The following is a 12,516-nucleotide window of genomic DNA, read 5'->3' as shown; positions in this document are numbered from 1 at the left end:
TTGCTTTGCTGCGGACCATCGTTATATGTTCCCGCAGGAGCTGCGCTTCCTTCCGCTCCAATCTAAGCGATATAGCAGAGAATGATGTAATGTATTTACATATGAAATTTTGGATAGTTAATTATTAGCAAGAATGAAATTAACTCAAATTCAATGTTAATTAAAAGATGATACCCTTTATTATTCTATGCATTTGAGCTATAATAATCTAATTATAACTTCATGGGGGAGTAGATTTATGGTGACAAAACCGGCAGCAAAAGGGCAGACACAGTCCGTACAAATGATCCGAAAAGGGATCGTTACAGGGTTCCCCATTATGGTTGGTTACTTGCCGATCGCGATTACATATGGTGTGTTGGCGAAGCAGTCCGGGATGTCGTTAACTGAATTAACTTTAATGAGTGTCATGGTGTTCGCGGGAGCAAGTCAATTTATGGGTGCTAATATGATTGCAGTCGGAGCTGGCGTGCTGGAAATTATTATTGCAACCTTTGTACTGAATTTCCGGCATTTTGTAATGAGTTTATCATTTATGAATCGATTGCGCGACGTGCCAATGCGGTGGAAAGCCCCGCTTTCATTGGGATTGACAGACGAAACTTTTGCAGTATCTGCACTGCATCCCAAAGAAGCAAAAATGGAAAAAGGTGCTTTATTTTATACTGCACTCATTTTAACTGCATATTTTTCATGGGTGCTGGGTTCTCTTTTGGGTGGTTTGCTGGGAGAGGTAATACCTGAAAGACTCAGTCAGAGTATGGGTATTGCACTTTATGCGATGTTTATCGGCCTGCTTGTTCCTTCTGTGAAAAAAGAATTAAAGGTCGGGCTTATTGCAGTAATTGCTATGCTTATTAATGCGTTATGCCTTCAATTGGGAATGAGTACCGGCTGGGCCATTGTACTGGGAACCATACTTGGTGGTATGAGCGGTATTTATTTGTTGAAGGAGGAAAAGTCATGATTTATTTAATTATTATTGGTATGTCTTTGGCAACGATGATTCCTCGTCTCATTCCGGCATTTATTGTTGATAAATTACAATTTCGCGACTGGGTGAATCGATGGTTAAACGCTATTCCATACGCAGCATTGGGTGCTTTAATTTTTCCTGGAATTCTTTCAGTGCAGCCGGAATATCCACATATTGGATTCATAGGCGGACTTGTCGCAGTAATTTTGGCTTACATCGGATTAAATGTAATTTTAGTAGTGATTGGAGCAATTGCAGCAGTATTTTTATTATCCATGTAATTGTAATCTGTATAAAAATGCCGATAACGGTGGTTAACCCCCCCTTTAAGTAAGATATTTTATACTCCAACTTTGGAAGGAAACCGCCTACTTGCACTTATTGAGTGTTTTAAATGAATTCAGTCAATTTGTGACAATTATATTATTTTTGTTTTTACCTATTGAAATTTTTCAAAAAATTTAGGATAATAGTAAAAAGAGGAACAAGGGGGCATGTTCCGTGAAAAAACAAAAGCAAATCTTGAAATATTATCGTTATAATGGAAATATTATTCCAGCCAGAAGGGAAATTGCTTTTGAACTGCAGCTCGCTTCCCGTCTGGAGCTTGATGAGTTATGTTTTAGTTACAACAAAGAAAAACTGGAAACAGCGATTAATGAAGCACTGGAAACAGGAAACAGAGAAGCTTTTATGACATTAAGTGAAGCCTATAAACAGTTTATTTGGGAATAGGAAATGTTTTCGGGTATTACTTTCAGTCTATCAGCAGATAAAATTATTGTGGGAAAATACTGGCCTTGCCTTGGTGGGCAGGGCTATTTTTAATGAACAGGATGGAATAAAGTGGAAAAGGGTAAAACTACTTCCGACAGGCAAATTGGAGAAATTACGAATCAATTTGCTAAATTTATAACATATTTTGGCTATTTGGAAAAACAGGCAAGCCAAATTCAATCTTCCTCCGAATCAATTGATGTCTCTGTTGATCATTTCGCGTAAGTGATCGAAGAAAATACGGTTGCCATCAAGGAATGGGAAGCAATGGTGGATGAACAGGTAAACAGAATGACAAGCCTGGCAGCCAATATCGAGCACATTAATGAAGCTGCTGCGATGCTGGGATTTGCTTGAGAAGGGGAAGAAATATATCTTAGTTATTTAGCAATGTGACTATTTTTATTTGAATTTTGGTTGTACAATAAGGACAGGCTGTCGATTTTCGTATGGTTAAAGATTATAATTAATTCTAATTCGCTTGTTGCAGTGATATTTGCTGAGGTTCATTTTCTAATAGATCAGTCAGCAGCGACAGGATATGGAAGAAATTGAATAAAAGAACAATTTTTACCGAGGGGGCCAAAATAATGCGGATCAATAGCATACGCAGATTCCTTTATATGTTAGCCCGTATTTTAGGTGATGTGAATGCCGTTAAAAAAGGCAGGGCGGGCAGACGTGCAGGCAGGCGTATTGTGGGAAGAGGCGCAGGCAGAATGATAAGAAAGCTTTTTAAATAATAAAAACGGCTGTTTAAACATGTGTGTACATGTTAGACAGCCGTTTTGTTTCATACTATGGGTGCGGAATATTTGTTTTCCATCTGTAATTCCAATGGCATCCCTGTGTCATAGGAAATGTTACCAACCAATTGATGGATATTTTCTTTTGAACCGGCATAATCATCCTGCCAGTAATGCTGCACCTCCGTTAATATTTGTATCCCTTCCGTGCGGGCTTTTTCATACAATTCGACAAAGCTTTTTTCAGAAGGCTCATTGGTAGCAGGATGGTACCATGTTGTCTCCTTTAAGTTAAGATAATCTTTATCCTCTTTAATCGGCTGGTGGGAGTAAGAAGAAATCAGCGATTTTAAAATAATATTTTTCCATCCGTACGGGTCCGATAATATCCTTAGTGCAAGGCGCATATCCCTGTAAGCCTTCTGAATATAGCTGCAGGAAGATTCCAGTTTCAATTCAGGGTAGTGTTCCTGTATTGCTTCATGCAAAAACTGACAAATCTCTCCATTCAGCTTTTTTCCAACATCAATTTCTTTGTATACAGGTGTCTTCCATGTTTGTAAATTATGGTATTTTTCCATCATGGTAGTATCAATTAAAATTTCAAGTTTTTGATGATTTGTACCATCATAGCCTGCATGATAATGGATGTAGGGATGGGTGTTTCGGTCCAGAATATGATGGGTGATAAAACCGAATACATAGGCTTGAATTTCCGGACTTTCATCCTTTGCTTTGACGATTAAATCCATTAAAAATTTCCCGCACCTTTTTGTATGAAGCGCCATCCCAACATTTCTGCCGAATGTCTCATCAGCCCATGGCCAAAAATTGTAATAAAAAAAGGGGTCAGGCCCCTGAGCTCCAAGCTTCATGTAGCTTTCAGTCTGTGAAAAAGGGTAGGGTTTTTTAATTGCATCTGAGACCTCTTCACAAAATAGTATATGCGTCCATATATTCGGCATGTCGAAATCCTCCTGTGCAACATTTTTAGAAGACTTCCGATTACGTAAAATTAAAAGGTTTATACTTTTGAGTTGAAAAATAGTTGTCTTCCTGCTTTCTCGGCTTTTATAAATCTTCTTACCATATTATATAGTATATATTAAAGGAAATGGGGGGAAATCAGGGACAATTTTGTGTCAAATGTCATTTTTTATATTAAATTCTGGTTCCGGGGAACAAAAATTTGCTTTTGAGAACTAATCGTTACATGAATTATTTTTTTTGATACAATGGAATTGATATATGAATTAGTTTTTCATTTATACATAGGGAGGAAAAGAAATGGATTACCGTATAGAAAAAGATACCATAGGAGAAATAAAAGTACCTGCTGACAAATATTGGGGAGCACAGACACAAAGAAGTAAGCAGAACTTCCCAATTGGTAATGAAACAATGCCGTCTGAAATTGTGAAAGCATTTGCAATTTTGAAAAGAAGCGCGGCAAAAGCAAATAGTGATTTAGGATTATTGGAAAGAAAAAAGTTCGAAGCAATCGATTACGCTGCTCAGCAAATCATTGATGGAAAGCTTGAGGATCATTTCCCTCTTGTGGTATGGCAAACAGGAAGCGGAACCCAATCGAACATGAACGTAAATGAAGTGATCGCATATGTCGGGAATCAATGGCTTAAAGAAAAAGGAGAAGATGTAAAATTACATCCAAATGACGATGTGAACAAATCGCAAAGCTCTAATGATACATATCCGACAGCCATGCATATTGCGCAATTGATTAAATTGGAGGATGATGTACTGCCGGCAGTGCGCAAGCTGAAAAATACTTTTAAGGAAAAGGTGCATGCTTACCAGGATATTGTTAAAATTGGACGAACCCATCTCCAGGATGCTACGCCATTAACACTTGGACAGGAAATCAGCGGCTGGCACCGTATGCTGGAAAAATCGGAAATGATGATTGAACAGAGTGCCGGGTATCTAAAAGAGCTGGCCATCGGCGGTACTGCAGTCGGCACCGGATTAAATGCACATCCGGATTTTTCAGAAGCAGTGGTTGCCGCAATAAATGAAACGACCGGAAAGAAATTTATTTCCGCACCGAATAAATTTCATGCTTTAACCAGCCATGATGAATCGGTTTATGCGCACGGTGCGTTGAAAGCACTTGCTGCAGACATCATGAAAATTGCCAATGATGTCCGTTGGCTGGCAAGTGGTCCACGCTGCGGCATTGGGGAAATTACGATTCCTGCCAATGAACCTGGAAGCTCTATTATGCCGGGAAAAGTAAATCCGACACAAAGTGAAGCAGTTACGATGGTTGCAGCCCAAGTAATGGGTAATGATGCAACAATTGGCTTTGCAGCGAGTCAGGGCAATTTTGAATTAAATGTGTTTAAACCAGTCATAGCCTATAACTTTTTGCAATCCTGCCAATTGCTTGCTGACAGCATTATTTCTTTTGATGAACGTTGTGCAGTGGGAATTGAGCCAAATCACGAACAGATTGAAAAATATTTGAATGACTCCTTAATGCTTGTTACTGCATTAAATCCGCATATCGGTTATGAAAATGCAGCGAAGATTGCCAAAAAAGCATTTGAGGATAACGCCACATTAAAAGAGACGGCTGTTGAATTAGGTCTTTTAACAGAAGATGAATTCGATCAATATGTGAAGCCGGAGGAAATGACACACCCAAAATAAAATAAGCCCTTTTTGAGAAAAAGTCCATTACAAATAGGTAGTGGGCTTTTTTTATGTTTATAACCCTTTGGCTGGTAACATCACTACATTTTACCAATGATTATTGCTTATAAGTTTTACCTAACTGCTCACACTATAATTACAGGAGGTGAAAAACATGGCTAACAACAATAATAGCAACCAATTGCTTGTACCTGGCGTACAACAAGCTCTTGATCAAATGAAATATGAAATTGCACAGGAATTTGGCGTTAACTTAGGTGCTGATACTACTTCTCGTGCTAACGGTTCTGTTGGTGGAGAAATCACAAAGCGTCTTGTGCAAACTGCTCAACAACAAATGAATGGACAATTTCCTCAATAAACATGGATCCGGGAAAGCCTTTAGGGGCTTTCCCTTTATATTAGGCGGAAAATATCTTCTACAGGAAGTCTCCCACTTAAGATGAAAAAGTGAAAGGACATGAATCCACATTGCATTGCTTCATACCGAGGATCAGTCAACGAATGACCCAAAAATCTCCCCGTTCATCACTTCATACTGCTGATCAGTCGACGAACGAACCCCAAATCTCCTCGTTCATCACCTCATACTGCTGATCAGTCGACGAACGAACCCCAAATCTCCTCGTTCATCACCTCATACTGCTGATCAGTCAACGAATGACCCAAAAATCTCCCCGTTCATCACCTCATACTGCGGATCAGTCAACGAATGACCCAAAAATCTCCTCGTTCATTGCCTCATACCGAGGATCAGTCAACGAATGACCCAAAAATCTCCTCGTTCATCACCTCATACCGAGGATCAGTCAACGAATGACCCAAAACTCTCCTCGTTCATCACCTCATACCGCTGATCAGTCGACGAACGAACCAAAAATTACCTCGTTCATTGCTTCATACCGAGGATCAGTCGACGAACGAACCCAAATCTCCTCGTTCATCACCTCATACTGCTGATCAGTCAACGAATGACCCCAAACTCTCCTTGTTCATCACCTCATACCGCTGATCAGTCGACGAACGAACCAAAAATCCCCTCGTTCATCACCTCATACCGCTGATCAGTCGACGAACGAACCCCAAATCTCCTCGTTCATCACCTCATACTGCTGATCAGTCAACGAATGACCCCAAACTCTCCTTGTTCATCACCTCATACCGCTGATCAGTCGACGAACGAACCCCAAAACTCCCCGTTCATTGCTTCATACCGCTGATGAGTCGACGAATGAACCCCAAATCTCCCCGTTCATTGCCTCATACCTTCCGAATGTACCCCAAAAAAGAATATTCGAATGAGTGTACGTATAAGAAAGCCTCTCTACATTCCTGCTTCTCGTCCCGTCCTTGGCCAGTCCATTACCAGTCCATTACATGTATAATGAGTCATCCCAAGTTTTCGGGAATTAATTATATCCCAGGAAGCATATATAAGTTATATAAAATCAAACTAAACTTTTGACGCAAACCTTCCCTTTCGATAAGCTAAAAATGACAGGAGTGGAGGGATCGTAAATGGAACCAATTGAATTGGAAAAAGTACAGCAAGAACTGGATGCCTTTAAGGATAAACCGGTATATATTCATGTAGAAACCACGAATGGTGCGTATGCCAGTCATTTTAACAAAGAAGCTTATAATGTTGGTGCGTACGTACGAAATGTACAGGTGGAATTTAACCAGGCTAAAATTGTTGGCAACGATGGGACTTACCGGGTAGGGCTTAAAATGGGCAAAGGGTGGATATATGTGGAAGGACTGTCAGACTGGGTTATTCATAAGAAAACGCAGCTTTTGCTTGCGGGACACGACAGAGAGGGCCGCTTGATGGTATCGTTGCAAATCAGTGAAACACCTTTCAGTTACTGATTTTCATTTTGCTTATAATAAAGAGAATAAGGTGATAGAAATGGAGAAGCATGTTGTAGTAATTTATCCGCATCCGGATGATGAATCCTTTGGAGCGGCAGGAACTATTGCGAAATTCAGAAGTGAAGGGGTGCCTGTTACTTATTTATGCGGCACACTTGGGGAAATGGGACGGAATATGGGTTCTACCACCTTTGCTAACCGGGAAACATTACCCGAAATACGGAAAAAAGAATTAAAGGATGCTTGCCGGGCACTTGATATGGAGCTTCGGCTTCTTGGATATCGCGACAAAACAATTGAATTCGAAGATCGCAGGATGGTTGCGGAACATATAAAAGCAATTCTGGAGGAAATAGAGCCGACACTGGTGATCACACACTATCCGGAATATGCTGTGCATCCCGATCACAATGCACTGGGGGCAGCGGCAATTGAAGCTGTCAGCATGATGGATCAGGAGAAACGTCCCACCGTTTGGGCACAGGCAATTTCCAATAAATATAAAGAAGAGCTTGGAAATACGGACATATCCAATGATATACACGCATTTTTCGATAAAAAACTGGAAGCGATTTTTTCACATAAGTCACAAGTGGACGGCATGTTCAGCCAATTTAAGGAAACGAAAAATGTTCAGGGAGACCTGAAAGAGGCATTAAAAGAACGTTTTGTAAAAGAAGAGTTTTATGTCTGGAATTTTGGTCAATAAAATAAGTAAAGGAAAACCCTGTATTAACGGGCAGCAGGTTTTCCAGAGAACTCGGACAAAAGCGAGGGAGGTACGCTTATGAAAAAGTTATATCGTTCCAGCACGCAGCGCATGGTAGCCGGTGTGTTAGGCGGACTGGCAGAATATTTTAATGTGGATGTGACCATTTTTCGGCTCATCTTTATTGTTCTGCTATTCTTGAGTTTTTTTACCCTTTTACTGATTTATTTGTCTGCTGCTTTCATTATTCCCGATGAAAGGGATGTTTATTAATGTTTGTACGCTGGCTCATTTCCATTGTATTAAATGCCGTTGCCCTGATTGTAGTTGCCGAATTGTTTGAGAGTTTCTATCTCGATGGTTTTGGAGCAGCCATTTTGGCAAGCTTTATCCTCGCTATTGTCAATGTGATTATCAAGCCAATCCTCGTTGTACTGACATTGCCGATCACCGTGGTCACGCTCGGGTTATTTCTGTTTATTATTAATGCAATTGCCCTTATGATTACACAGGCAATTATGGGTTCCGGCTTTGATATAGACGGATTTGGCACCGCAATCATCGCATCCGTGATTATATCTATTATTAATTTACTGTTAAATAATCTTGTCAGGGACTCCATAAGATAAAATGAAGCATCCAGTATATAAATTCGTAGGTAGACTGCCTACGTTTTTTTTATTGATTATGCTACAATAATAATCAGTTGTTTGGGGGAAGAAGGAGGACAGCTATATGTCAACAGTGCGTACACAAGATTTATTGGAAAATTTTAACCTGACCCTTGTTGCAGGGAAGGATGGCATACATAGAGAAATATTTTCAAGTGATCTTTCCCGTCCCGGGATGGAATTAACCGGGTATTTTAAATATTATCCAAAGGAAAGACTGCAGTTAATCGGTCAAACGGAAATGAATTTTTTTCTTGATCTTACTGAAGAAGAGCAGAGAGATAGAGTAAGGCGCTTATGTACGGATGTGACCCCGGGAATAGTTATTTCCCGAGGAATGGAAATACCTGAAGTAATTATTGAAGCAGCAAATGAATCAGGGGTGCCTATTTTGCATTCCCCAAGAAAAACAACCAGAGTGATCAGCAGATTGACTAATTATCTGGAGGCAAAATTTGCTCCTACTACTGCTATCCATGGTGTTTTGGTGGACATAAATGGCGTTGGTGTTCTAATAACCGGACAAAGCGGTGTAGGTAAAAGTGAAACAGCATTGGAACTTGTGAAGCGCGGACACAGGCTTGTGGCAGATGATAATGTAGAAATCAGGCAGGAGGATTATGATACTTTAATCGGGAGTGCTCCACCGTTAATAGAACATTTGCTGGAAATCCGGGGAGTAGGCATCATTAATATTATGACCCTTTTTGGAGCCGGAGCGGTCAGAAGTCAGAAAAAAATATCCTATATTGTCAACCTGGAAATCTGGGATGAAAAAAAACAGTATGATCGCCTCGGTCTTGATGAAGAAAGATTAAAAATCATGGATGTGGAATTGCCTAAAATAACGATTCCTGTTCGCCCGGGAAGAAACTTGGCTGTGATCATTGAAGTAGCAGCCATGAATTTCCGTCTGAAAAAAATGGGGTTTAATGCAGCGGAGGAGTTTTCAGATCGGCTGACAACCATGATTGAACAGGAACGGGAAGTCTAAAGAAGGGAATGTTAGCATGAGTTGTGAAGCACCAGCACTGGACAGGGTTTTTATAGAAATCGGACCAATTCCTATTTACTGGTATGGCGTAATTATTGTAGCAGGCGTATTCCTTGGTTTGCTTTTAGCTACCAGAGAAGCCAATCGTATTGGCTTGCAAAAGGATTTAATTATTGATTTGCTTGTTTTTGCAATTCCAATAGCAATTATTTCTGCCAGGCTATATTACGTGATATTTGAATGGGAACGCTATGTTAACGGTCCATGGACAGATATATTTGCGATAAGGGAAGGTGGAATTGCGATCCATGGTGCATTAATTGGCGCAGTGTTAACCGCTATCGTTTATGCACGTGTGAAAAAAGTCTCCTTCTGGCAGCTGGCTGATGTAGTGGCGCCGAGTATTATACTCGGCCAGGCAATCGGCAGATGGGGAAACTTTATGAACCAGGAAGCACATGGCGGTCCAATCTCAGAATCCACCTATAACAGTTTCCATCAGTATCTTCCTGATTTTATCATGAACCAGATGTGTATTGATGGGGTCATGTATCACCCGACCTTTTTATATGAATCTGTATGGAACTTACTTGTATTCGTATTTTTACTTGTATTAATCAGATATAACCCATTACGAGGGGAAATATTTTTAAGTTATGTCATCACCTATTCCATCGGCCGTTTCTTTATCGAAGGGATGCGTACGGACAGCTTATATGTAGTCGGAGAGCTTCGTACCGCACAATTAATTTCTATACTGCTTATTGTCGGTGCCATTATTTTACTCCTTTACAGGAGATTTAATAAGGGGATAACGGCAAGATATCATGATGTAAAGCCTGTCGCTACAAAGAAATCAAATAAGAAAAATCAGTCAAATAAAAAGAAAACGAAAAAGAAAAAGAAGAAATAAAATGATACAGAAAGATGAGGAGAAAGCAGCATGACTGGAACGTTGTATCGTGGTCTGCAGCAAGGTGGAAGTACCGTCTGGATGCTTGGGAAGGTAATATTTCCGGTAACATTGCTGGTTACTATACTGCAATTTACGCCGGTTCTCCCATGGTTGATTGAAATTCTCACACCAATTATGGGCATTTTCGGTTTATCAGGGGAAGCTGCCGTGCCGCTTGTTTTGGGGAATTTCCTAAGTTTATACGCTGGCATCGGTGCTATAGTTTCATTTGAATTCACCGTGAAAGAAGTGTTTATTATGGCTATGATGCTATCGTTTTCTCATAATCTGTTTATCGAATCAGCGGTAGCATCCAAAGTGGGAGTCAAATGGTGGCTGATTGTCGGCATCCGCATCGGGCTGTCAATACTGGCAGGTATAGTCATTAATCTTGCGTGGAGTGGCGGCAGTGAACAGGCGCAGTATGGGATGATAGAACCTTCTGGAATTATTCCCTCTGGCTGGAGTGAAATAATTCTTCAGGGGTTTCAGACAGCATTTACAGCAGTTTTGCAGCTTGCCATCATTGTCATTCCATTAATGATCATCATGCAATATTTGCGTGATTATGGCTGGCTGAACGTATTTTCGGATAAATTTGCTCCGGTAACCAGGATGCTGGGAATGGAAAAGAACACTTCTATGACATTGGTTGCCGGGCTGACGATCGGATTAGCTTATGGAGCAAGTCTGATGATTCAGGCAGTGAAGGAAGACGGGGTTTCCAGAAAAGATATGTGCCTGGCATTGATTTTTCTTGTCTCCTGTCATGCCGTTATTGAGGATACACTGATATTTATCCCGCTCGGAATTCCGGTCTGGCCACTGCTCTTAATCCGTCTCATAACTGCGGTTATTCTAACAATGATCATCGCTTATTTCTGGAGGCAATATGAGATTAGAAAAAGAAGGGAAACAGCAAATGAGCATTCATACCATACTTTTTGACCTGGATGGAACGTTAATTGACACAAATGATTTAATTATGGCTTCTTTTGAGCATACTTTTCAGCACTATGAACTGACATTTACCCGTGAAGAAATAATGGAATTTAATGGCCCGCCTTTGGTTGATACGTTCCGCGCTATTGATCCGGACCAGGCGGATGGAATGATTGAAACATACCGGCAGCATAATTTACGGGTGCATGATGATTATGTAAAAGCTTTTCCATACATTAAAGAAACTGTCGAAGAACTGAAATACAATGGCTGTCAGCTCGGCGTAGTTACAACGAAAATGAGAAAAGGGGTAAATATGGGGCTTGCTTTAACAGGACTGAATCACCTGTTTGACACCATTATTACCATAGATGATGTAAAACACCCGAAACCCCATCCCGAACCTGTGATAAAAGCATTGGCTGAACTGAATGCCAGTGCTGACACTGCGTTAATGGTAGGCGATAACTACCATGATATTCTGGCAGGGAAAAATGCAGGGACACAGACAGCGGGAGTTGCCTGGGCACATAAAGGGAAAGAACGATTACTGGAATATGAACCAACCTATATGCTTGATGATATCCGGGATATCCTAAAAATAACAGGAGTGTAAGCAATGCGTAAAACCAATCGGTTTCCAATTAAAGAAGCCAATTCCCTTTGGCAGATATATAGAACGGTTCCTTTTTGGAAGGTGGTAAAAAATTTTATCGTCATTCAAACGGCAAGGTTTACCCCCTTTCTCGGCATGAAAAATTGGATGTATCGCACTTTTTTAAAGATGAAGGTTGGGGATAAAACAGCTTTTGCCCTCATGGTCATGCCGGATCTTATGTTTCCGGAAAAAATTACGGTAGGCGAAAACAGTATAATCGGATACAATACAACCATTCTTGCACATGAATATCTGATTAAAGAATACCGGCTTGGTGATGTAATTATAGGCAAGGAAGTGATGATAGGGGCTAATGCAACCATTTTGCCCGGTGTAACTATAGGCGATGATGCTATTATTTCTGCAGGAACCCTTGTAAATAAAGACGTACCTCCCGGAGCATTTGCTGGCGGCAACCCGATGCAAATCATATATACGAAGGAAGAATTGGAACTGCGTAGAGAGAAAGAAAGCTGATAAAAACCAGGCAAAGCTGTTATAGTTTGCCGATGCATTTTAATTCTGCTTTAATGCAGC

General features: G+C 40.5%; 18 protein-coding genes. 17 read left to right on the top strand and 1 reads right to left on the bottom strand.

What is annotated here, in order from left to right:
* The first annotated feature begins 238 nt into the window (after positions 1–238).
* The 6 genes from GHD25_RS08435 to GHD25_RS08415 all read left to right on the top strand — a co-directional run bounded on the left by GHD25_RS08435 (position 239) and on the right by GHD25_RS08415 (position 2,496).
* Positions 239–967 carry an AzlC family ABC transporter permease gene (locus GHD25_RS08435; protein WP_164215950.1) on the top strand — a complete coding sequence of 243 codons (729 nt, stop codon included), beginning with the start codon at positions 239–241 and terminating at the stop codon, positions 965–967.
* On the top strand, positions 964–1,257 hold the full coding sequence (locus GHD25_RS08430) for an AzlD domain-containing protein (RefSeq protein WP_164215949.1): 294 nt from the start codon (positions 964–966) through the stop codon (positions 1,255–1,257). The genes GHD25_RS08435 and GHD25_RS08430 overlap by 4 nt, the downstream gene beginning before the upstream one ends.
* Before the next feature lie 220 nt (positions 1,258–1,477).
* Positions 1,478–1,711, top strand: a complete 234-nt coding sequence (locus tag GHD25_RS08425; RefSeq protein WP_164215948.1) for an IDEAL domain-containing protein — start codon at positions 1,478–1,480, stop codon at positions 1,709–1,711.
* A gap of 111 nt (positions 1,712–1,822) precedes the next feature.
* The gene (locus tag GHD25_RS08420) at positions 1,823–1,978 is read left to right on the top strand and encodes a hypothetical protein (protein WP_164215947.1); all 156 of its coding nucleotides are present in this window, start codon (positions 1,823–1,825) and stop codon (positions 1,976–1,978) included.
* A complete protein-coding gene (locus tag GHD25_RS20160; protein ID WP_276207812.1) occupies positions 1,979–2,110 on the top strand; it encodes a hypothetical protein in 132 nt (43 codons plus the stop codon).
* A 233-nt stretch (positions 2,111–2,343) separates the two neighbouring features.
* The gene (locus GHD25_RS08415) at positions 2,344–2,496 is read left to right on the top strand and encodes a hypothetical protein (protein WP_164215946.1); all 153 of its coding nucleotides are present in this window, start codon (positions 2,344–2,346) and stop codon (positions 2,494–2,496) included.
* A gap of 50 nt (positions 2,497–2,546) precedes the next feature.
* On the opposite strand, the gene GHD25_RS08410 is transcribed toward GHD25_RS08415, so the two are convergent.
* Positions 2,547–3,464: a zinc dependent phospholipase C family protein gene (locus GHD25_RS08410; RefSeq protein WP_164215945.1), complete on the bottom strand. Its 918-nt coding sequence runs from the start codon at positions 3,462–3,464 to the stop codon at positions 2,547–2,549.
* Between the two features lie 322 nt (positions 3,465–3,786).
* On the opposite strand from GHD25_RS08410, the gene fumC reads away from it, so the two are divergent.
* The 11 genes from fumC to GHD25_RS08355 all read left to right on the top strand — a co-directional run bounded on the left by fumC (position 3,787) and on the right by GHD25_RS08355 (position 12,456).
* Entirely contained in the window at positions 3,787–5,172 is a 1,386-nt protein-coding gene (gene fumC, locus GHD25_RS08405) for a class II fumarate hydratase (RefSeq protein ID WP_164215944.1), read from the top strand.
* Positions 5,173–5,329: 157 nt separating this feature from the next.
* Positions 5,330–5,536, top strand: coding sequence for an alpha/beta-type small acid-soluble spore protein (locus GHD25_RS08400; RefSeq protein WP_164215943.1), 207 nt, complete (start codon positions 5,330–5,332; stop codon positions 5,534–5,536).
* Positions 5,537–6,693: 1,157 nt separating this feature from the next.
* The gene (locus tag GHD25_RS08395) at positions 6,694–7,047 is read left to right on the top strand and encodes a YojF family protein (RefSeq protein ID WP_164215942.1); all 354 of its coding nucleotides are present in this window, start codon (positions 6,694–6,696) and stop codon (positions 7,045–7,047) included.
* A gap of 40 nt (positions 7,048–7,087) precedes the next feature.
* Positions 7,088–7,759 carry a bacillithiol biosynthesis deacetylase BshB2 gene (gene bshB2, locus GHD25_RS08390; protein ID WP_164216089.1) on the top strand — a complete coding sequence of 224 codons (672 nt, stop codon included), beginning with the start codon at positions 7,088–7,090 and terminating at the stop codon, positions 7,757–7,759.
* A gap of 78 nt (positions 7,760–7,837) precedes the next feature.
* On the top strand, positions 7,838–8,032 hold the full coding sequence (locus GHD25_RS08385) for a PspC domain-containing protein (protein ID WP_164215941.1): 195 nt from the start codon (positions 7,838–7,840) through the stop codon (positions 8,030–8,032).
* On the top strand, positions 8,032–8,388 hold the full coding sequence (locus GHD25_RS08380) for a phage holin family protein (protein ID WP_164215940.1): 357 nt from the start codon (positions 8,032–8,034) through the stop codon (positions 8,386–8,388). Before GHD25_RS08385 ends, GHD25_RS08380 begins: the two co-directional genes overlap by 1 nt.
* A gap of 106 nt (positions 8,389–8,494) precedes the next feature.
* Entirely contained in the window at positions 8,495–9,424 is a 930-nt protein-coding gene (hprK, locus tag GHD25_RS08375) for an HPr(Ser) kinase/phosphatase (RefSeq protein WP_164215939.1), read from the top strand.
* A gap of 16 nt (positions 9,425–9,440) precedes the next feature.
* Positions 9,441–10,337 (top strand): prolipoprotein diacylglyceryl transferase, encoded by an 897-nt coding sequence (lgt, locus tag GHD25_RS08370; protein ID WP_164215938.1) that lies wholly within the window; start codon positions 9,441–9,443, stop codon positions 10,335–10,337.
* Positions 10,338–10,367: 30 nt separating this feature from the next.
* Positions 10,368–11,327, top strand: coding sequence for a nucleoside recognition domain-containing protein (locus tag GHD25_RS08365; RefSeq protein WP_164215937.1), 960 nt, complete (start codon positions 10,368–10,370; stop codon positions 11,325–11,327).
* Positions 11,302–11,937 carry a pyrophosphatase PpaX gene (gene ppaX / locus GHD25_RS08360; protein ID WP_164216088.1) on the top strand — a complete coding sequence of 212 codons (636 nt, stop codon included), beginning with the start codon at positions 11,302–11,304 and terminating at the stop codon, positions 11,935–11,937. The genes GHD25_RS08365 and ppaX overlap by 26 nt, the downstream gene beginning before the upstream one ends.
* A 3-nt stretch (positions 11,938–11,940) precedes the next feature.
* The gene (locus GHD25_RS08355) at positions 11,941–12,456 is read left to right on the top strand and encodes an acyltransferase (RefSeq protein WP_164215936.1); all 516 of its coding nucleotides are present in this window, start codon (positions 11,941–11,943) and stop codon (positions 12,454–12,456) included.
* Positions 12,457–12,516 lie beyond the last annotated feature (60 nt).

The organism is Virgibacillus aidingensis (assembly GCF_010994035.1).
In the GTDB taxonomy this organism is placed as follows: domain Bacteria; phylum Bacillota; class Bacilli; order Bacillales; family Amphibacillaceae; genus Virgibacillus_N.
Note: the sequence above shows the minus strand (reverse complement) of the source record. Positions and strands in the feature narration are given on the sequence as shown.